Annotated in this window: 17 protein-coding genes; 4 read left to right on the plus strand and 13 right to left on the minus strand. The window is 66.3% G+C overall.

The window, feature by feature from the left end:
* Positions 1 to 70: 70 nt before the first annotated feature.
* Both GBA63_RS18620 and GBA63_RS18625 read right to left on the minus strand, forming a co-directional pair.
* On the minus strand, positions 71 to 775 hold the full coding sequence (locus GBA63_RS18620) for a response regulator transcription factor (protein WP_228282170.1): 705 nt from the start codon (positions 773 to 775) through the stop codon (positions 71 to 73).
* Between the two features lie 186 nt (positions 776 to 961).
* Positions 962 to 3,658, minus strand: a complete 2,697-nt coding sequence (locus GBA63_RS18625; RefSeq protein ID WP_166178517.1) for a PAS domain S-box protein — start codon at positions 3,656 to 3,658, stop codon at positions 962 to 964.
* Between the two features lie 1,255 nt (positions 3,659 to 4,913).
* Here GBA63_RS18625 and GBA63_RS18630 point away from each other — a divergent pair.
* Positions 4,914 to 5,126, plus strand: a complete 213-nt coding sequence (locus GBA63_RS18630; protein ID WP_266096327.1) for a DUF433 domain-containing protein — start codon at positions 4,914 to 4,916, stop codon at positions 5,124 to 5,126.
* Positions 5,127 to 5,146: 20 nt separating this feature from the next.
* The gene (locus tag GBA63_RS18635) at positions 5,147 to 5,476 is read left to right on the plus strand and encodes a DUF5615 family PIN-like protein (RefSeq protein WP_166178521.1); all 330 of its coding nucleotides are present in this window, start codon (positions 5,147 to 5,149) and stop codon (positions 5,474 to 5,476) included.
* A gap of 154 nt (positions 5,477 to 5,630) precedes the next feature.
* Here GBA63_RS18635 and GBA63_RS18640 read toward each other — a convergent pair whose 3' ends face one another.
* The 11 genes from GBA63_RS18640 to GBA63_RS18695 all read right to left on the minus strand — a co-directional run bounded on the left by GBA63_RS18640 (position 5,631) and on the right by GBA63_RS18695 (position 19,278).
* Complete coding sequence (locus tag GBA63_RS18640) at positions 5,631 to 6,860, minus strand: Gfo/Idh/MocA family protein (RefSeq protein WP_207956910.1); 1,230 nt, start codon at positions 6,858 to 6,860, stop codon at positions 5,631 to 5,633.
* 220 nt (positions 6,861 to 7,080) lie between these two features.
* On the minus strand, positions 7,081 to 8,064 hold the full coding sequence (locus GBA63_RS18650) for an ABC transporter permease (RefSeq protein WP_166178523.1): 984 nt from the start codon (positions 8,062 to 8,064) through the stop codon (positions 7,081 to 7,083).
* On the minus strand, positions 8,045 to 9,550 hold the full coding sequence (locus GBA63_RS18655; protein ID WP_166178525.1) for a sugar ABC transporter ATP-binding protein: 1,506 nt from the start codon (positions 9,548 to 9,550) through the stop codon (positions 8,045 to 8,047). Before GBA63_RS18655 ends, GBA63_RS18650 begins: the two co-directional genes overlap by 20 nt.
* 75 nt (positions 9,551 to 9,625) lie before the next feature.
* Complete coding sequence (locus GBA63_RS18660; RefSeq protein WP_166180397.1) at positions 9,626 to 10,753, minus strand: substrate-binding domain-containing protein; 1,128 nt, start codon at positions 10,751 to 10,753, stop codon at positions 9,626 to 9,628.
* 54 nt (positions 10,754 to 10,807) lie between these two features.
* A complete protein-coding gene (locus GBA63_RS18665) occupies positions 10,808 to 11,971 on the minus strand; it encodes an agarase (protein ID WP_166178527.1) in 1,164 nt (387 codons plus the stop codon).
* A gap of 46 nt (positions 11,972 to 12,017) precedes the next feature.
* Positions 12,018 to 12,827, minus strand: coding sequence for a sugar phosphate isomerase/epimerase family protein (locus tag GBA63_RS18670; RefSeq protein ID WP_166178528.1), 810 nt, complete (start codon positions 12,825 to 12,827; stop codon positions 12,018 to 12,020).
* A 4-nt stretch (positions 12,828 to 12,831) separates the two neighbouring features.
* Positions 12,832 to 14,499: a GMC family oxidoreductase gene (locus tag GBA63_RS18675; protein ID WP_166178530.1), complete on the minus strand. Its 1,668-nt coding sequence runs from the start codon at positions 14,497 to 14,499 to the stop codon at positions 12,832 to 12,834.
* The gene (locus tag GBA63_RS18680; RefSeq protein ID WP_166178532.1) at positions 14,489 to 15,163 is read right to left on the minus strand and encodes a gluconate 2-dehydrogenase subunit 3 family protein; all 675 of its coding nucleotides are present in this window, start codon (positions 15,161 to 15,163) and stop codon (positions 14,489 to 14,491) included. The genes GBA63_RS18675 and GBA63_RS18680 overlap by 11 nt, the downstream gene beginning before the upstream one ends.
* Positions 15,160 to 16,050 (minus strand): alpha/beta fold hydrolase, encoded by an 891-nt coding sequence (locus tag GBA63_RS18685; protein WP_166178534.1) that lies wholly within the window; start codon positions 16,048 to 16,050, stop codon positions 15,160 to 15,162. Before GBA63_RS18685 ends, GBA63_RS18680 begins: the two co-directional genes overlap by 4 nt.
* Before the next feature lie 47 nt (positions 16,051 to 16,097).
* A complete protein-coding gene (locus GBA63_RS18690; protein WP_166178536.1) occupies positions 16,098 to 17,330 on the minus strand; it encodes an ROK family protein in 1,233 nt (410 codons plus the stop codon).
* Between the two features lie 1,468 nt (positions 17,331 to 18,798).
* On the minus strand, positions 18,799 to 19,278 hold the full coding sequence (locus tag GBA63_RS18695) for a MarR family winged helix-turn-helix transcriptional regulator (RefSeq protein WP_166178538.1): 480 nt from the start codon (positions 19,276 to 19,278) through the stop codon (positions 18,799 to 18,801).
* A gap of 225 nt (positions 19,279 to 19,503) precedes the next feature.
* Here GBA63_RS18695 and GBA63_RS18700 point away from each other — a divergent pair, with 225 nt between their 5' ends.
* Complete coding sequence (locus GBA63_RS18700; protein WP_166178540.1) at positions 19,504 to 20,181, plus strand: DsbA family oxidoreductase; 678 nt, start codon at positions 19,504 to 19,506, stop codon at positions 20,179 to 20,181.
* The gene (locus GBA63_RS18705) at positions 20,178 to 20,474 is read left to right on the plus strand and encodes a hypothetical protein (protein ID WP_166178542.1); all 297 of its coding nucleotides are present in this window, start codon (positions 20,178 to 20,180) and stop codon (positions 20,472 to 20,474) included. The genes GBA63_RS18700 and GBA63_RS18705 overlap by 4 nt, the downstream gene beginning before the upstream one ends.
* Positions 20,475 to 20,516: the final 42 nt, after the last annotated feature.

Below are 20,516 nucleotides of genomic sequence, written 5' to 3' on the forward strand. Positions count from 1 at the left end.
TGATGCGCCAGGAGCGGGTCTTTGCCTATCCGCCGGGTGGCACATTGTTGGCCACCGGGTGGCGCCGCGGCTAAGGGCGCGGAAAATCGATGAGGCGCAGCTCGAGCGCGCGCACTACCGCCTGGGTGCGGTCAGAGGCCTCCAGCTTGGCGATTATGTGCTCGACGTGGTTCTTCACGGTGCCCACGCTTATGACGAAATCCTCGGCGATCTCGCGGTTGGTCTGCCCCAGAGCCACATGCTCGAGTACCTCGAGCTCCCGCGCCGTCAGCGGCTGCGCGGGCGCGGCGCGCCCGTCCTCGGCGCGCGGGGCGGCGGCGCCGCGGGCATCGTTGGCCAGCCGCTTTAGCAGGCCGGTGGCGAGCCTGCGGTTCAGGGTCGTCTCCCCTTCGAGCACCTTGCGAATGGCGGTGACAAGCTCGTTTTGCGGGGCATCCTTTAGCACGTAGCCCGCTGCGCCGGCCTTCACGGCCTCCAGCAGGTAATCCTCGTTCTCGTGCATCGTGAGGATGAGCACGCTGACCCCCGGGAAGCTGCGCTTTATCGAGCGGGTCGCCGTCAACCCGTCCATCCGGGGCATGCGTACGTCCATGAGGGCGAGGTCCGGCCGCTCGCGGCCGCAGATCTCGAGCGCCTCCTGCCCGTCGGCCGCCTCGCCCACGATCCGCAAGTCGGTCTCGCCGGAGAGCATCACCTTTATGCCGGACCGGACGAAATCGTGGTCGTCGGCGACGACGAGCCGGGCCGGGGCCTCTCTTTTTACGGGTGTTTCCACAAGCCTACCTACGACTTTCCGGAGAGGTTGGATCATCGTGTGTCCCGATCGACCACCCGGACACGCCTTCTTCACCCGGCGCAGGAATCAGCACGGTCACCCAGGCATCGTCACCCCCACGCCGCGCATCTAGACCCTCCCGACTCGCCCGCCGTGGGCGCCCCCCCTCGAAGGAGCCGGCCCCCGTCACAGGTCCTCCTGCTCGGCGGCCAGAAGACCGACACCTTCGGCTTCCACCGGGGCTCCTTCGCCATCGTCCGCACCCTCCGTGGGTAGCGGAACTTCGACCGTTACCAGGGTTCCGTCTCCGTGACGGCTCCGCACCAGGAAGCTTCCGCCGAGGAGCGCCATCCGCTCTTGCATGCTGTTCAAGCCTATCCTCTCCCCCGGGCCGCCCCCAATCCGTGGGACCGACGGATCGAAGCCTCGGCCCCAATCTCGGACGCCCATCCGGGCCCGGTCCTCGAGCCGGTCGAGCGTGACGCGCACCCGTCGCGACCGGGCGTGCCTGCGGACGTTCGTGAGGGCCTCCTGGGCGACGCGGAAGAGGGCCGTCTCGACGGCCATCGGCAGCCTCTCGTCCTCGTCGAGGTTGCTCTCGTAGTCGACCTGGTAGCCCTCGGCGCGCAAGCGGTCGGCCTCGATACGCAGCGCCGTCCCAAGCCCGAAGTCGTCGAGGGCGGTGGGGCGGAGGTTGGCGATCACCCGCCTCGCTTCACCCACCGTGCTCTGGACGAGATCCAGGGCCTGCGACAGCAACGCCTGGCCCTCTTCGGAGCCAGGGGGGTGGAACCTGGCGAAGCCCTGGAGGTGCTGGTGGGCGGCTGCGGCGACCTGTGCGAGGCCGTCGTGCACCTCGTAGGCCACACGGCGCCGCTCCTCCTCCTGGGCGGTGAACAGTTGGCCGATCAGGTCCGCGAGCCGCCTCTCGCGCTCGGCGAGCTCCCCGTAGAGCCTGGCGTTCTCGAGCGCGCTGGCGGCCTGGGCGGCAAGGCTGCGCAGGATTTCGACGGCGTCCTCGCTCGCCAGGGACTCGGGCCCGTAAGCCTCGAGCACCCCGGCGATCCGTTCCTTCATCCGCAGCGGCAGGCACAATCCCACGAGCTGTCCGGAGCCCTGGGGGCCCCGCAACCGGAAGAGTTGATGCTCATCGGCGTCCAGCACCGCGCGCCGGGCCTCCTCGGCCTGCGGGGCGTAGCGGGCCCTGCGCCACAGCCCCTCAAGGCCCACCTCGCGCCAGATGCGAGGCTGCCCGAGCTCGTCCTCGACGCTTATGACCGCCGCCGTCAGTCCGGAGACGCCGCGCATGATCGTCAGCAGTCTGGTTACGATCTCCTCGGCCTCCAGGGTCGAGCCCAGTATCTGACCGGCTTCCCGCAGGGCGAGCAGCACGCCTAGGCTGCGCCTGAGGTTCTCCTCCGTACGCTTGCGCCCGGTAACGTCGTTGACGACCACGCAGAGGACATCCGCGCCCCCGCGGGTAACGATCTCCGTGTAGACCTCGACGTCGGCCAGCGTGCCGTCTTTGCGCCGGTACTGCCTCTCGCCGATGTGGCTGCGCTTCTCTTGCAGCACACGTCGTCGGTTCTCCTCCACGCTGTCGGGGTCGTGGGCGACGAGATCATAGATCGTCAACCGCTTGAGTTCCTCGGCAGTGTAGCCTAGAGCGTGGCGCAGGGCCGCGTTGGACTCCAGGATCCGCATGGTTCGCGCGTCCGCAAGATAGACCCACTCCTTGGTTTGCTCGACCAACGCGCGGTAGCGTCCCTCGCTCTGACGCAGCGCCTCCTCGGCCTCCCTCTGCTCTGTGAGATCCTTGAGGTCCACAACCAGGGCGCTGGACCCCTTTGGTGTATTCGCGATCGTCGCACCGAAGCGGCGCCAGGATCCTTCCGAGTGCCGGATACGGATCTCCACGAAAGACTCTTCCGCAACGCCCTGTTTGGATGCCGCCTTCAGAGCTTCCCTGATCCGATCCCTATCCTCCGGGTGCACACCATCCAAGGCGTTACGCCCGATGGAAGCGCCGGAAGCGTGGCCGAGAATCTCCTCCGTGGCGGGGCTGGCGTATTTGAGGGTTCCGTCCGGCTCCATGAGCGCGAGTGCCCCGGCGGCCTTGCCGACCAGCCCTCGGTAGTGACGCTCGCTCTGGCGCAACACTTCTTCTTCGGGTTCGTGTCGCGCAACGTCGCCGCCGGAGACCGGGGCGTGTGGCGAGTCGGTCGCCGCGTTCTCCAGATGTACCCAGGAACCGTCCTTATGCCGGAAGCGCAGCGGCGGAGATCTCCTGGCCAGGTCCCCGGCCACTTTTTGTACCTCCAGGGCAGCGAGCGCGCGGTCTTCGGGATGTACGAGGTCGAGGACCGGAATCCCGACGAGTTCGTCCCGCCCATAGCCGAGGACCTGTTGTACGTGGGGGCTGATGTGGCTGATGGTGTTGTCCGCTTCGTGGAGCGCAACGAGGCCCACCCCGCTCTCGACGAGCACCTTGCCGATACTGGCGGCGGCCTCCTGTGGCTCGGCCCCGCTCCCCCCACGGGCAGATGCCCTGAGGATCAGGCCAATCTCCCCGTACCGGTCTGGCTTTCCCCCCGCGAAGGTCACCCGGGCCTTGAAGGCGCCGCCGTCCCGGCGCACGAACCCAAGCTCGCACCCGTCTTCCGCCACCCGACCGGCCAACACGTCCTTCCACCGCGAGTCGGCGGCATCCGTCACGGTACCAAGCCCCGACTCCAGAAGTTCTTCGCGCGTGTAGCCGAGCATCCCGCAGACCCGCGAGTTGGCATCTACCACCTCCCCGTCCACGGAGACGACCAGCATGCCATCGGACGCGTGGTCGAAGAACGACCTGTAAGAGAAGATCTGTTCGCCGGGCGCGGTCAAACGCGCTACCCCCTCCCTGCTACGCCAGCCACGCTACCACACCGAAAATTGTCCGGGCAAGAGATGAGAGCACGATAATAGCAGAAAGGGTGAGTATGGACCCCGTCCGGGGCGACGCGAAGACCGTGTCCGGTAGGGTTCCCTCCGTGAACTCTAATTCGTATCTTCTCCGCTTCTTACGGCCCAATTCGGTCGGTCGGCTTCCCGGGTTCCGCGATGAACGGGACCGGCAACGCGACTCCCCTGGCTTGGCCCCCACAGGTGCGAGCCGGCCCACCAATGAAGGGGTGCAGGCACGGTATGCCGTTGGGCCTCGCCGCGCGTGTGCCAAACGGCACATATTGGTCTGGCCGATCCCGCCGTACCTGGCACAAGAAGGTGTCGTGGGTCGGATGATAGAGAGGCGAAAGCCCAAGACTAGAAGTCTCCATCTGAGATGGCGTTGAAACGCAAGCAGCATGCACAGGCGGGGCGTCCACAACTCTGCATACTGCTTCGAGTTCTTTTTGACGCGGTCGCACACGAAAGGCGGGCTGGAGTACGAGAGGATCGACGCGGCCCAACGGCCGCGCTACGTGTTCGGACCCCGCTTGATCGCAGGGTTGGCCCGGCCTCTCTTAGTCAGCCTCGCCCCGATGCTCGGGCGATGTCTCAAGCCGCAAGACAACCAGGTAGCGTCAACCACTTGTGCTCAGGCGGCCGACTCGGGAGCGGCGGCTGGTCTTCCAGAAGCTCGTCCGATGTCTGTCCATCCGAGTGGACGCTATTCATGTTTAAGGGCCGTGGGGGAGAAGCCCCGGAAGGATCCGGGGCCCGGGTGCGGTGTTACCGGGGCGCCCCAGAGGGAACGAGAATCGCCCGTCGAAGGCGTAGCACGTAGGCGGTCCCAGAGACGCCGAGCACCCTCAGGAGTGGTCCAGCAAGCGTCTAACGGGAACCGAAAAAGGACTTCGTTCCGGCGAAACCGACCAAGGTTTCGACCACAATCGCGACCATGATCCCGTACGGGTCCAGGGGGTCCAGCGATCGCCCCAAAAAGCGAAAGCTCCATATCATGGGGCCCAAGCGGGGCTGCCGGACCAGGATTCGAACCTGGACTAAGTGATTCAGAGTCACCCAACGGACCCCGCAGCCGGCCGTCACGCACCGTCAAAGGCCGCCGCAAAACCGAAACGCCCGAGCCTCAATGAGACCCGGGCGTCGTGGATCGCCGTAGATAGCCGCGCAGTCTTGGTCAGGATCTTGGTCAGCGAAGATAGTCTCCAGAGATCCGGCAGTGATGAGCGGGGAGCTCGTCTTCTCCGGCACCCGGGTTGAGGTCAAGACGCTCGTCGACTACCTCAAGGGGGGCCACACCCTGGACGACTTCTTGGAAGGCTTCCCGACCGTCTCCCGCGAGCAGGCAGAGGCTTACCTCGAAACAACGCTCTCAGCCGCCGACGCTACGACGACCGCCGGTCGACTATAGAATCAGCCAACCCATTCTAGTTGCGTATACTACTGGACGAGAACGTGGACCGCCGCCTGAAACGGGACTTCACCGGAGGGCACGAGGTCGTGACCGTGGCCGAGGCCGGCTGGGTTGGAAAGTCTAACGGCGAGTTCCTCAAGCTTGCAGAGCGGGAATTCGACGTCCTTTTGAGCACGGACAAGGGCATCCCGCACCAACAGAACCTCTCCGGGTTCGACCTTACGGTCCTGCTGCTGCGTGCGAGGAGCAACGCCTACGAGGACCTGGCACCTTTGATGGACGAGGTCAACGCCGCCCTCGAGTCCGTCGAGTCCGGGACCGTCGTCAGGATATCCTCGGATCGGTAGCCGGATCGACAATCAGCGAACCCCGAAAAACGTCCCGAAACCGTGCCGGATAATCGCTCCGGGAGACGACACCGGAGCAAAACCTCATAGGCGAACCGTTTACGCCTCATCGGTTATGCCAGATAATGGTAGTTATCCTGCTCGGCACGCGGCGTCACCCTGAGTGGCCTTGGACCCTCCGGTTCGGCTTTTCGCCATTGCCCGAGGCGACGTTGCCGTTGGTTGCGTTCCTCCAACGGGCGTCCGTCCACCTCCGCTCGCTGCGGGCGCTCTCGACAGCCTTCTCGATAAAGTGGACGCCCCGCGCGCCGTCGTAGACCGTCGGGAAACCTTTTTCCGCCCCGCCGGGCTCTCGCTCGCCTTTCCTGACCCGGATTTCCTCGGCGACGCCCGCGTAGACGTTGGCGAAGGCCTCTATGAAGGCCTCCGGGTGACCAGGGGGCAGCCGGGACGCGTTCTTAGCCTCCACGCACAGGTAATCGTTGCCCGGCCTGAGCACCTGGGCCGGCGCGGCGGCGGGCTTCAGGAGGAGCTCGGTCGGGTTTTCCTGTCGCCACTCGAGGCCGGCTTCGGAGCCGTAGACGCGGATGCTTAGGTTGTTCTCTTCCCCGGTGGAGATTTGGGAGCAGATCAAGACGCCCCTGGCGCCGCCCTCGTAGCGGATCAAGAGGTTCGCGTCGTCGTCGAGGCGGCGCCCCGGAACGAAGGCGTTGAGGTCGGCGGAGATCTCCGCCATCTCGAGCCCGGTGACGGTGTGGGCGAGGTTCTCGGCGTGCGAGCCGATGTCCCCGACGGCCCCCGCGACGCCCGACCGCTCCGGGTCGGTGCGCCACTGGGCCTGCTTGTTGCCGTTCTCCTCTGCGCTGGTCGCGAGCCAGCCCTGACTGTACTCAACGATGACCTTGCGGACCTCTCCGAGGTGCCCCTCCCGAACCATGTGCCGGGCCTGCTTGACCATGGGGTAGCCGCTGTAGTTGTACGTGACGGCGAAGACGACGCCCGCCTCCTCGACCGCGTTCACGAGGCTCCGCGCCTGCCCTGAGTCGAGCACCATCGGCTTGTCGCAAACCACGTTGAATCCGGACTCGACGAAGGCGTGGGCGACCGGGAAGTGGACGAAGTTTGGCGTCACGACGCTCACGAAGTCGATCCGCTCCTCATCGGGGAGCGAGAGCTCGCCCTCGAGCATCTCCTCCCAGGAGCCGTAGTTGCGCCCGTCTGGAAGACCCAACGCGCGGCCAGAGTCTATGGCCTTCTCCCGTGTCGAGGAGAGGGCGCCGGCGGTAAACTCTGTCCTGCCATCCAGAACCGCTGCGCTCCGGTGCACGGCTCCGATGAATGCGTCCGATCCCCCGCCGACCATCCCCATCTTGAGTTTTTTCAAGCTACTACCTCCCGAGCGCCGCGTCGAATGCCGTCGCCGACGGCTCGAAGGCCATGTCTCTTACGAACGCCGCAGACCCCCTCGGCGCCCCAGCAGGCGAACTCCAGGCCGTCGTGCCCCGTCTCCTTCGCGAGCGGGGCCGACTCTTCCAAAGGCACGCACATTGTTCCGAAAACAGGGTGACCAGTCGTGGCACCGAGCCTCCTTTCTCGTGTTCCGGTTAGCGTACGCTCTTGCGAGCCAGGGCGACGGCGAGGATGATGATCGCCCCGCGCACTATCTGCTGCTGGCTGAACTCCAGGCCCATGAGGGTGAGGCCGTTGTTGATGAGGCCGACCAGGAGCGCCCCGAGGACCGACCCGACGACGGTGCCGTAGCCGCCGAAGAGGCTGGTGCCGCCCAGGATCACGGCGGCTATCACGGAGAGCTCGTCACCCTCGCCCCACTGGTAGCGCCCGGACTGCAGGCGCCCGGCGTAGAGCATCCCGGCGAGCGCCGCGACGGTGCTCGACGCGAGTAGCACGTAGAACTTAATCATGCGCGTGCTCACGCCGCTGAAGCGGGCCGCCGATTCGTTGCCGCCCGTGGCGAGCACCCTTCGGCCGTAGGCGGTCTTCCGCAGGATGACGTGCCCCGCAACGAAGGCCACGCCCATCCAGATCAGGAGCGACGGGATCGGACCTACCTGCCCGGAGCCGAAGATGAAGTTGAAGGCGTCGTCGAGCACGGGTACGGGGGCGGAATCCGTGATCCAGCGTGCCGTGCCCACCGCTATCCCCAGCATCCCCAGGGTGACGAGGAACGAAGGTATCTGCACAGCGGCGACCAGCGCGCCGTTGACCGTGCCGACGACGAGCCCCGTCAGGAGGCCCACCGCTATGCCCGCGAGGAGGCCGTACTCGGAGACGGCCAGGGCGCTGGTCACGGAGGCCAGCCCCGCCACGGACCCGACGGAGAGGTCTATCTCGGCGGCCGAGATGACGAAGGTCATCGCCACCGCCATGACCGCGATGATCGCGCTCTGGCGGACTATGTTGAGCAGGTTGTTCAGGCTCAAGAAACCCGAGTCGTAAAGGGTCACACCGAAGAGGACGAAGACCACAACGAAGGCTATGAACACGACGTACTGGCGCCAATCGAAGCGCGGCCCGCTCTTGGTGGTCTCGGTGCTGTTCGTCTCGCCTTCAGGCGCTCTGGACTGCATGATGTAACTCCTCCTCGGACTCCACATCCCTCCGCTTTAGCACCTGCTTTACGGTGCCGTCCTGGAGGACCAGAATCCGGTCGCTAACGGCCAACAGCTCGATAAGCTCCGAAGAGATCACGATGATCCCCTTGCCCGAGTCGGCCAGGCCGCGGGCGATGTCCAGGATCTCGGTCTTCGCCGCTATGTCCACCCCGGCCGTCGGCTCGTCCATGACGAGCACCTCCGGTTCGGCCGCCAGCCACTTGGCGATGACGACCTTCTGCTGGTTACCGCCGGAGAGCCGCCAGATGGGCTCGAAGATGGAGCCGACCTTGATCCGCAACCTCTCGACGAAAGACCGCGCCGTCCGCTCCCCGCTCCGGTCGTCGACCACCCCGCCGCGCTGCAGGCGCGCGAGCAACGGCAGGAGCAAATTGTCCTTCAGGGAGTGGTCCAAGACGAGCCCCTGCAGGCGACGGTCCTCGGGGATCAGGGAGATGCCCGCGTCCATCGCGTCCCGGACGCCGCGGATGCTCACCGGGCGGCCACGCACCAGGATCTCGCCGCCGTCCACCTTGTCTACCCCGAACAGGGCGCGGGCTATCTCCGTCCTGCCGCTCCCCATGAGGCCGGCGAGGCCCAGGATCTCGCCCGGGTACAACCTGAAGCTCACGTCCCGGAAGCGTCCCGCGGCGGAGAGATTTCTCACCTCCAGCAAGGGGGTCTCGGTCTGGTCGACCTCGCGCTCCCGCCACTCGAATGCCGCCTCCATCTTCTCGCCGACGATGTGGTCTATGACCTCCTCTAGCGTCAGGTTGGAGACGTCGTCGGTGACGACGTTGCGGCCGTTGCGCAGCACCGTTACCCGATCGGCCACTTGAAATACCTCTTCCATGCGGTGGGAGATGTAGACGATGGAGATGCCGCTCTCCTTGAACTTCTTGATGAGGGCGAAGAGCGCCTCCGACTCGGTCTTGGTGAGCGAGGAGGTCGGCTCGTCCATGATGAGGATCTGGGCCTCCCGCGAGAGCGCCTTGGCGATCTCGGTTAGTTGCCAGTATCCGGTGGGCATGTTGCCCACGATGGCGCCGGGGTCTACGTCCTCCCCCATCTCGGCGAAGATCTCGCGGGTGCGGCGGCGGCTCTCCCGGTCGTCCAGGAGCCCGCCTTTGCTCCGCGGCTCGCTGTTCAGGAAGATGTTCTCTGCCACGCTGAGAGTCGGTATCAGGCTGAACTCCTGGAAGATCATCGCGATCCCGTTCTCCTGAGCCTCCTGGGGAGACCGGATCTGGACCGGCGCGTCATCCACCTTCACCTCTCCCCCATCCGGCGCGTGGACGCCCTCCAGGATCTTCATCAACGTCGATTTACCGGCGCCGTTGCCGCCCATCAGCGCGTGGACCTCGCCCTTGCGAAGCTCGAAGTCCACGCCGTGTAGCACGGCGTTGCCGCCGAACGCCTTGACGATGCCCTTGAGCTCTACCGCCAACCCTTCTCGACTCACCGTCACGACCTTTTCCTTTGTTCGACGATGTGGTGTGGGGCGGCAGAACGTACCTGCCGCCCCCCTATGGCCGGCCTACTCGGCGGCGGCTTCCTTGACCTGCTCCGGCGGCTCCTGGTTGTAGACCTCTTTCCAGGCGTCCAGTACGTTCTCGCCGGTCACGGGCAGGGCGGGAAGCGCCACGTAGGGGGGTGCCTCCTTGTCCAGGAGCGCGTACCCGGCCAGGTTCGCCTCGGCAACACCCTGCTCGTAAGGTCGCTGGGAGCCCAGGCCCTTGACGATCCCGCCGGAGGCGAGCTCTATCGCCATGGTGGTTCCCAGGTCTATCGTGGTGACGTTCAGGTCGGTGCGGCCGGAGTTGCGGGCGGCGGCGAGCACGCCCTCGGCCGGCACGTCCCACACGGCCCAGATGCCGTCGAGGTCCGCGTTCTTCGTCAGCATGGCGGAGGCGGCCTCCTCGGCCTGGCCCGCGAAGTCCGGGCCGGCGATGCCCTGGTCGGCGACGATCTCGATGTCCGGGTATTCCTCCTTTATGGTCTTCTGGAAGGCCTCGTAGCGCTGCTGCGTGACGAAGAAGTCCGCTGCGTGGAAGATGGCGCCGACCTTGCCCTCGCCCCCTATGTTCGAGGCCATGAGGTGCGCCGCGGCAACGCCGTTGCCGTAGTTGTCAGCCGACACGACGCTGGTGTAGTCCTTGCCCTGCTCGAAGCCATCAGGGACGTTGTCCATAAAGACGAGCTCGACACCCTGCTCCCTCGCCTTCCTGTAGGCGTCGGCGGTCGCGACCGGGTCGGTCGGGATAGAGACTATGATGTCCGGGTTCTCGGCGAGCACGGTCTCTATGTCCGAGACCTGCTTGCCGGGGTCGAAGTCCGCGTCCGTGGTGGAGATGACCTCGATGCCCATCTCCCCGAACCGGGTCTGGAGGGCGTCGATCTGAGCCCGGCTCCAGTCGTCGCCGCCGTAGTGCATCACGATGGCCGCAGTGGCGTTCATCCCCTTGATCTCTTCGAGCTCCGCGTCGGACAACTTTATCTCGTCGGCTGGGGTCGGCTTCTCGCCGTAGGGGCCGGTGCTGAGGACCTTCCCCTCCAGGTTGTCAAGCGCCTTCTGCGCCCTGGGCAACTGCTCGGCGCTCCCCTGGCCTCCCCCGGAACCCGAGCCGCCGCACGCCGCCAACACCATCGCTATAGCCAGGATCATCACCCCGGCCGCGTATCCCTTGTTCTTGCTCACTTTTTCCTCCTTCGTGGTGCCCTAGGTTCGTTCGTCTACTCTTTCGTAGACGCTCTTGTTGAACTCTTTCACGGGGTCGGTGAAATCCCGGTACGGTTCGTCCCACGGGTCCTTGATCCCCCACCCGCGCCCTTTGTTCTCCACGTAGGCGCACCAGTGCCAGCCGAGGAACCAGGGCTCCCGGATAACCGCGCTGATGGCCTCGACGTAGTCCTGGGCCCTGCCCCGCTGGTCCTCGATCCCGCTGACCCGGTGGGGGTTCATCTCCGTCGGGGTCCAGTTGCCGATGTCCGCGATGATGACGGGCTTGCCGGCCTCCTCGTGCCAGCGCGCGAGGTCGTCGCGCATCTGGCGGCGCGACCCCTCGTTGGGCTCCGTGAAGTACTGCACCGACAGCACGTCGACGAACGGGTTCATGGCGCGCAAAACCGAACTAGGTATGCCCTTGTTGCCGTTGTAGCGGTCTCCGAGGATCAGGTGGTTCGGGTCGTACCGTTTGATGTGCTTCGTTATCGTCTCGTAGTACTTCGTGGCGACGTCGAAGAGCTTCTCGTTGCGCGCCGCTTCGTCGAGCCCCTTGAGCTGCTCGAAGTCTTCGCCGCTCGCATGGGGCAACCAGGCCGGGATATCGACGAGAAAGTAGCCGATGAGGTTGCTGCTCTCGGCATGGTCGAAGCAGACATTCCTCGCGAGATACTCGCAGTAGACGTCGAAGTCGTTCGAGTAGACGTCCCGGAAGGACGGCCTCCCGTTCCAGTCCTCTATCTCTTGAACGCGAAGCTGAAGAACGTACGGCATGTTCGCGGCCTCGAAGTCCCGGGCGCTCCAACCCGTCGAAGAGTGGCCGAGGTCGATGGGATCCCCGAACCAGTCGAGCGCGACGCCCCAGTCGCCGCTTATGTACTCCTGAGTCCACCCGATGGTGTTGAAGCCCCAATCCTTCAGGTCCTTTACGACGCCTTCCCGAATCCACTTCTCCCTGGAACCGTACTTCTTCCTCCAGACGTCCGCGTTGTGCGGGTACTTGAGGTTCGACTCGTCGGCGTGGTTCAGCCCGACGGTCACGAAAGCGCCGCCGTCGGGGTCGACCATCCACCACCGGTCGTTCGCCTGCTCGAGCCGGAAGTACCCCGTCCCTTGGAACCGCCTGCCATCGTTGCCGCCGTAGAAATCAAAACCCTGCACGGCTACCGCCTCCGTTCCATTACCGGTCCTCTCGAAAATACGCGACTCACGCCGTCACCTCGTCGAGGAACTTCTTGCTTATGCGCGCCCCTTCTTTCGGATCGTCGTAGGCGTCGAGCTCGACGGTGATCCAACCGTCGTACCCGACATCGTCCAGGGCGCGCATGATCCGCCCGAAATCCAGGCCTCCCTCCCCGAGCGGCAGGAAGTCGCCGTCAGCGTAGTCCTTGAGATGCACGTACTTGATGCGGTCCCCGTGGGTCCTTATGAGCTCCGCCGGGTCGCCGCCGCCGGCCTCGAGGTGCGCGGTGTCAGGGCAGAAGTTGACGCCGGTATGCTCGAAGGTCTTGGCGATCTGCTCCGGCGACTCCACGCAGGTACCGAGGTGCGGGTGGAAGCTCGCGATCAGACCGGCCTCGTCCGCGATAGAGACCACTTTTTCGAGCCCTTCACCCAGGAGCCGGTAGTCCTCTTCGCGGGTGCCGGAGGCACGGACCGCCCCGCCGCCGACGACTAGGTGTTCGGCGCCGAGACCAGCCGCGAGCCGGGCCGCGCCCCGGATACGACTCAACTCATCCTCCAGGACATCCGGGTATATAAAGTTCGCCCCGGAGTAGACAGCGACCAGTTGCAGGCCGAGTTCTTCCATCGGCGCGCGCAACTCCTCCTCGCGCCCCGCGTACTGCACGAGGTTCCCGTCGAAGAGCTCGACGCCTTCGTAACCGGCCGCGGAGACGTCGCGCAATGCCTCCTCGGTAGAGCCGTTTGCCAGGTAGTAGAGGTCCTTAACGCTGGTGACGCCGGCAGGGTGCCCTACCACCCCGCCCCAGGTGTTCGTGTGGTATGCGAGCTTCATAGTGCTATGCCCCCTTTCCCGCGGTGGTTGTCGCCCTTCCGGACCCGCGCTGGCGGACGACGTGCTCGGCGACCCGCCAGGCGTTCGCCATGATGGTGAGCGTCGGGTTGGCGCCGGTCGCGGTCGGGAACGGGCCGCCGTCCACGACGAACAGGTTGTCCACCTCGTGCGCCTGGCAGTACCTGTTCAGGACCGAGGTGTCCGGGTCGTCGCCCATGCGCGTGGTGCTGTGCTGGTGCGAGCAGTTGCCGGTCACGCGTTCGGGGTAGACGCGGTACGTCTTCGTCGCCCCTGCAGCGTCCAGGATCTCCGCGTTGCGGTCTATGACCCAGCGGCCCATAGCCAGGTCGTTCTCGTGCGGATTGAGCGTGATGCGCGCGACGGGCAGACCCCAGGCGTCCTCGACTGTGTCGTCGAGCTCTACCCGGTTATCGTGCTGGGGCATGTCGTGGAGCACCATGCCGACGGCGAAGCTGTGGTCGTAGTATTCGCGGTCCATCCGCTTGGCCTCGGCGCCCCACGCCGGACGGTCGGGCAAACTCCAGTTGATCGGCAGCGGTATACCGACGCCCGCCGCGGCGATGTGGCTGCCTCCCACGAAGCCGCGGGAGTCGTCGTGCTCGTAGAACTCGAAGGAGCTCGCGGCGACGTATCCGCCGCCGGCCCAGGCGTGGATCGGGTCGTCGAACACCCCGACCGCGGCGCTGTACTCGTGGAAGGTCGCGTTGCGCCCGACCAGATCGCTCCCGTTCGCCAGGCCGTTGGGGAAGCGCCCGGACCGCGAGAGCAGGAGCAGCCGCGCCGACTCCACCGCGCCGCAGCCGAGCATGAAGACGGCCGCCTCCTGCTCGATGAAGTCCCCGTCCGCGTCCTGGTAGATGGCGCTCTTCGCCCGGCCGTGCTCGTCGGTCGTGATCTCGTGCACGTAGCAGTCCGGACGCAGGTCGTAGCGGCCGGTCACCAGCGCCTGGGGCACCCAGACCGAGAGGGCGCTGGAGCGGGTCCCGGTCGGGTCGCCGTGCTGCTGCGCGAAGGCGCTCAGGGCCGTTGCCGGCCGGCCGTTGTAGGGTTCGGAGAGCGCCGCCATAGGCGTCGGGAACGAGTCGTAGCCGAGTTCGTTGCAGCCCTCGTGGAACTTCCGGGCGTAGTTGGTCGTCGGCATCGGCGGGGTTGGGTAGCCCTTGCTGCGCGGTGACTCGTACTTGTTCGCGCCGGCCTGCCCTGATACGCCGAAGGCCCACTCGACCTTCGTGTAGTACGGCTCCAGATCCTCGTAGGAGATGGGCCAGTCGACGAGCGTCGTGCCCGGCACCTCGCCCGCGACGGTCTTGAGCCGGAAGTCGTTCTCAGTGAAGCGCGGCAGCCAACCCTGCCAGTGGACTGTCCCGCCGCCGACCATCTGGGGGACTGGGCAGAAGAGTTCCTCGCGCGGCTCTTCGTCGTTCGACCCGCGGTAGGTGCGCGGGTTGAGGATCGGGTCGGGCCACAGATTGTAGCGGTTCACGTTGGCGAGCTCGTCGCCGCCGAAGCTCTCCTTCTTGCGGTAGGGTCCCCTTTCGAGGGCCACGACGTTTACGCCGCTCTCGGTCAGGACCTTCGCGGCGGTCCCGCCCGAGGCGCCCGCCCCGATGATGCAGACGTCCACCTTCTCCGGCTTGGGCTTACGAGCCATGACCGTTTTCCTTCTTCCAGTCGATCTGTTCCTCCGCGAAGAAGGGCCGCGTCGTGTAGCGACCCGCGTGCGTCTCGGCCAGCGACTCCGGGCCCTCGAACCCGATCAGCCTCCAGCCCACCCGGTCTCTGTTGCCGCCGTAGACGGGGTCCGAGTAGAAGCCCTGACGGGTGTGCAACGCCAGCAGTGGGAAGAAGTCGAGCTCGATCTCGGTGCTCGTCTGCTGCATCGCCGGCTCCGGCGGCGCCCCGTAGCCGGTGGCCACCTGCGCCTGTTCCAGATCCTTCTGCTGCTCGGGGCGCTCCATCTCGGCCAGCGCCTCGTCCTGCTGATCCTCTGAGAGCTCCACGAAGTCTCTGTCGAACCGAGCCCGGCTCCTGCGGTCCAGTTCTTCGATCCCCTCCGCGTACTTCCCGCGCAGGGCGTCTATGCGTTGCCTCCATGCCCCTGCGCGCTTGCCTTCTAGCTTCTCGAATCCGCTGCCGTCGGGCTTGGCGTAGACGTAATCTATGCCGGAGAGGTAGCGGTCGAGGAACTCTGCGGTCCCGGCCTCCCTAGCGCCGGGTTGGTCGTCAGTGGGGATGATCCGCGCCATCGCCGCCTCTACCGTCGCCCACTGATGTTCGTCGAAGAAGAGCCGCCCCCCGTTTTCCTGTTCGCTCATGCGCCGGACCCCTCACGGAAGAAGTCGAGGTATACCTGGGCCAGCTCCTCAGGACATTCCTCTGCGAGCTGGTGCCCCCAGGGGAGGACCACCCCGCGCACATCCTCGGCCACCTCCCTCATCTGCCGCTCGTTGTCTTCGCCGATAAAGTCCTTGCCGCCGACGGCGAGCACGGGCATCTTCAGCTTCGTCTTCGCGGCCTCCCGGTTCTGATCGGCGTCTTCGAGCGTCGCCCGGTAGATCTCGAACATGCAGCGCAGGCCCCCGGGCGAGGAGTAGCAGCGGATGTATTCGTCGAGGGCGTCGGGGGTGATCGCGCTCGGGTCGTGGGTCTCGTGCTTGATGAAGTACGAGAAGTACTCCCGCTCCTTGCCCGTGATAAGGAGCTCTGGGAAGTCGGGCACGGAGTAGAAGTTGATGTGCCACAGCCAGACGTACGTCCGCACGTTCTCCGGCGTAAGGAACGAGTAGTCCTCGAGCCCGTAGCCCGGCAAGATCATCTCCTGGTAGACGAGCTGCTCGACCCGCTCCGGGTACTGCGCGGCCACCTGGTAGGCGGTCGACGCCCCCCAATCCTCCCCGACGAGCCGGAACCGCTCGTACCCCAATTCGGTCGCGAGCTGGGCGATGTCCTCCGCCATGTTGCGCATGTCGTAGCCCGAGGTGGGGTGCTGGGAGTCCCCGAGACCTCGGAGGTCCGGCGCGATGACCGTGTAGTGGGGCGTGAGCAGCGGGATCACGTGCCGCCAGTGGTAGGAGGTCTTCGGGACACCGTGCAAAAGGAACACGGGGTCCCCGGACCCGGCAGTCATGTAGTGCAGTCGAACCCCGTTGGCTACGGCCCGGCCATGGGTGACGTTGTCCCCATTGTGATCTTTGATTCTCATCGGTACCCTCCTTCGGCATGTTTCGTCGCCCCTGTAACGCGATGGACCTAATTGCGCACGGCGATCACCCCCTCCGCCGCCATCACGCTCGCGCCTACCACACCCGCGATGTCATCGAGCTCGCTCATTACGACCGGCAGATTGCGTGTGGCGAGAGGCAGCGACCGCCGGTAGACGGAGCTGCGGATCTCGGCCAAAAGCGCGTTGCCTATGTGCGAGACGCCGCCCCCGATCACAATGAGCGAGGGGTTGAGCACGCTCACGACCGACGCGAGCGTCTGGCCGACGAGGCCCCCGGTCCGCCGGATGACGTCGAGCGCGCACGCGTCGCCGCGCCTGGCCGCCTCACCGATGTCACGGGCGCTCAGCTCCCCCCCCTCGCCCACGATCCTCGCGAGCACCTCGGAGCGGCCGTCCCTGGCGCACCTCTCGGCCCGCGCGACCATCGCCGGGGCCGCCGCCATGGCCTCCAGGCATCCGCGGTTGCCGCAGGTGCAGGTGGGGCCGTCGGGGTCCACCATGACGTGGCCGAGGTCGCCGGCGCAGCCCTGAGGCCCGCGGTGAAGCCTCCCGCCGATGATGATCCCACTGCCTATCCCCGTCCCGATCTTGACGAAGATCATGTCCTCGACACCCCTGCCGACCCCGCCCCAGTGCTCCCCCAAGGCCATGACGTTGACGTCGTTGTCCACGAAAACGGGTGCAGCGTACTCCCTGAGGAGCACCTCGCGGATCGGGAACCGGTCCCAACCCGGCATGATCGGGGGCACGGTCAAAAGCCCGGTCGTCTGCTCGACGGGCCCGGGGAGGCCCAGGCCGACGGCCAGGATCTCCTCCCGGCCGGTTCCCTGCTCCTCCAAGAGCTCCGCAACCAGCGCCTTGACCCTCTCAAGCACGGGCTCAGGACCGAACCGGACGTCCGCGGGCTCGCCCCTGTAGGCTAGGATCTCGCTGCCCAAGGTCGTCAGCGCGACGTCCACGGAGGTCGCCCCCAAGTCGACGGCCACTATCAGCCCAGCCGAGCGGGGGATGCCGAGCAAGGACGACCGTCGCCCCCCGTCGGACTCCGCGAGGCCCTCCTCGGCGAGGAACCCCGCCTCGATGAGCCCCGCAACCTCGGCCGAGATCTTGCCGCGGGTGGCCTTCAGGGCCGCGGTCAACTGCGCCCTGGAAACCGGCTTGGCCTCCGCGTGAACGTGCGCCATGATGCCTGCCTGGACCCCGCTGCCCACGAGCGGATAACGCGTACTGGCCTGCCCGGCTGCGGCTTCGTCGCCCATACTCTCCTTTCCCTCTTGCGCGCATTCTGCCCCAACTTATGCCGTATTGTCAAGAAGTTTTGAACAAATCTTGCAAAAGTTTCTCCTGACTCTGCATAACCAGTCCGGGTTCGCACCCTGCCATGCGTCGCTAAGACCACTACCCCGGGGATGCAGTCCTCCTTTCCACCCGCCATCGGCGCCGCCGGGCGTCGGAGGGATCCCGCTATCTCCGACGGTCGGTAGACCGCCTTCGGTCCGGCTTCGCACGCCGGACTCCCGCCCCGCCCCCTGGCCGTGGGCAGGCGACCTGCAGTCGCGACATGAGCACTTGGAAGATAACGGCGGTCATCTAGCACCCCGTGAGCGTAGACGAGCCACCGAACTGCAATCCTGCGGCACCGTGGGTTTTCCAAGATCACTCGAGAACGGCGCTCGCGCAGATAGCGGATGAACGAGCGGGACCGACAAGGCGTCTTCCGGACAAGCGGGGAAACCCGAAGAAGGCACCCCCGATACTGAAGTCTGTGGCGCCACTGGACGGGCTTCGGGCGGACTCGCGAGAATACGACCTCGCCTTCCCGCCACCGGGTCGTCCAGAACGCCAGTCTTGGTCAACTTCTTGGTTGGGTTCGAGGGCACGGCGGGTCGCGATTCTAAATTACCTGCAAATAGACGGTTTTTGTTGCTGCCGGACCAGGATTCGAACCTGGACTAAGTGATTCAGAGTCGGGCGTGATGACTCTCTTCAAGGAACCCTTCGTGGGGAAATTTTATGGTGGTTTGCGGGTAATTTTTGCCACGTCTGGTCTGAAGATCCTCTGCCGCGAAAGGCATTTGACCATAACTCGACCATAACCGAGTCGGGCGCTTTGCTGCCTGCGAGCGGATCGGCAGCGTGTTCGCGAACGTCGGCTCGCACGGCACCTTCTACCAACCCTCGTAAGGGTCGCGCTCGGGCGCTCCGAGATGCCTGCGTATGCTACGGATGCTCAACCCGCGGATTCTGCTGCTGACGTTGCCTTCGTCGTCCAGGATGCCACCTTCCGCTTGGGGGTTATCAGGTGGAGGCTCTATCCGGTACGACACGCGGTCGATCTGCGCGGACAGTGGCGTCGGGCGCGGTGTCCACGAGTTCTCTCGTGGCGCCCGGCCTGGCCGCCCTGGTCCTGTCCGCCTACGCGGTGGTCTTCGTCCTGGCGGCGGCGCTGCTCTTCCTGCGGCGCGACGTGGCGTCGTGAGCGGGGCGACAAAGCCGCGCCGCGCACCCGAACCGAAGTTTGCCGAACCCCGTTGCGCTGGTGGCTGCGGCCGAGCCGCGCCGCAACGACGGAGAAAGCGGGGTCTCGTTTGAGCGGCGCGCCGGTAAGAGACGGCGCGGCCGGGGGCGCGGGCGCCCGCGTGGCCAGAGTCTAGCCGGTACAATACGGACCCCACATCGCCCGAGCCCGGCGGCGATGCCGGGCGACCGCCGCCAGACCGGGCCGGTTCAGGCGCCGGCGTTCTCGAGCAGGCGCCCCATCACGCCGCGGAAGGCGTCGAGCTCCTCGTCGGACAGCCCGGTCCGAAGCCGCTCGTCCAGGCCCACGGCGGCCTCGTCCAGGCGGCGAAAGAGCTCCTCTCCGGCGGCGGTGAGCTCCACGCGCACGGCGCGGCGGTCGTCCGGGTCGCGCGAGCGCTCGATCATCCCGCCTTTCTCCAGCCGGTCGAGGTGGTGGGTGAGCGTCGGCCCCACGATGCCCGCCGCGGCAGCGAGGTCCTGCTGGGTGGGCCAACGGCGCCGCTTGAGCGCGAGCACGATCTGCCAGACTGGCCGCGAGCCGCCCGCCGCGGCCAGTTCCCCCTCGAACGCGCGGTTAAGCGCCTTCGCGGCGGTGACGAACGCCAGCCCGATGGGCAGCGCGTCCGCGTACTCCCCGTCGTCTGGGGAGACCGCCGGGCTCCATCGTGACTTCTCAGAAGCGCTCATGGGCTAGATACTAGCAGATACTTCGACGTCTATTGACATAGCATAAAACGATGTGGTATCTATTTATTTGATGTCTAATGATTTGTTGGGAAGGCAATTAGTGCGCCCTCTGTGGCCGCTCGAGCGGGTTGCCGCCCGTGTCTCGCGGACCGCGGGGGGCGGGCTTCGTGCCCGGGACGGGCTCGTCGGGTGATTCGACTGTGTCCGCAGAACGAAAGGGGAAACATGAAGGTCGAAGTCTACGCGGACGTGGCGTGCGCGTGGTGCCGCCTGCGCACGCACCAGTTCCATCGCGCGGTGGCCGCCGCCGGCGGCGAGGGGGAGGTCGAGCTCGTTCACCTTCCTTACCAACTCGACTCGGGCGGGACCGGCGAGCCCAGGCCGCTGATGGAGGTGATGGCCGAGATGTTCGGCAGGGATCGGGCGGACATGATGGCCGCGGGGATGACCCGGCTCGGCGCGGACGAGGGAGTGGAGTACCGGTTCGACCGGGCGCTGGCTGTCGACACCTTCGCCGCTCACAGGCTGCTGTGGTTCGCCCTGCGCGAGCACGGCGCCGGGCCGCAGGCCGCGCTGGCGCGGGCCCTCTACGAGGCGCATTTCCGCGACGGCGCGAACGTCGCCGACCACGCGGAGCTCGCCGCCCTGGCCGGGCGGGTCGGCCTGAACGGCGAACGGGCGAGGGGCTTCCTCGCCTCGGACGGGGGGGTCGCCGAGGTGCGCGAGAGGGTCGCCGCGGCGAGGCGGGACGGGATCTCCTCCGTGCCGACCTTCGTCTTCGAGGACGGCGAACGGCACCGCGGCGAGGACGCCGTCGAGGCCATCGCGGACGCCTTGGGGCGACCGGGCGTCGCGGGGTCTCCGGGGCGGTTCCCAACGGGCGGGGAGGGGGGACGATCGTGACCGCGGTGATGATCCGCTACAAGGTCAAGCCGGAGGAGGTGGAGCGGAACCTGGAGCTGATCCGCGCCGTCTACGAGGAGATGGAGGCGGCGCGGCCGGAAGGACTGAGGTACGCGACCTTCCGGCTGGAGGACGGGGTCAGCTTCGTGGACCTCGTGGCGATGGAGCACGGCCCGCAAGCCCTGTCCGGGCTCCAGGCGTTCGGGCGCTTCCGGTCGACCCTCGACGAGAGGTGCGACGAGCCCCCGACCATAACCGACCTTACGGAGGTCGGCTCGTTCCGCTTCCCCTGAGGGCGGCGCTGAGCGACGCAGCCCCCGCGGCGGGCGGTGGCG

The organism is Rubrobacter tropicus, assembly GCF_011492945.1.
Lineage (GTDB): Bacteria > Actinomycetota > Rubrobacteria > Rubrobacterales > Rubrobacteraceae > Rubrobacter_D > Rubrobacter_D tropicus.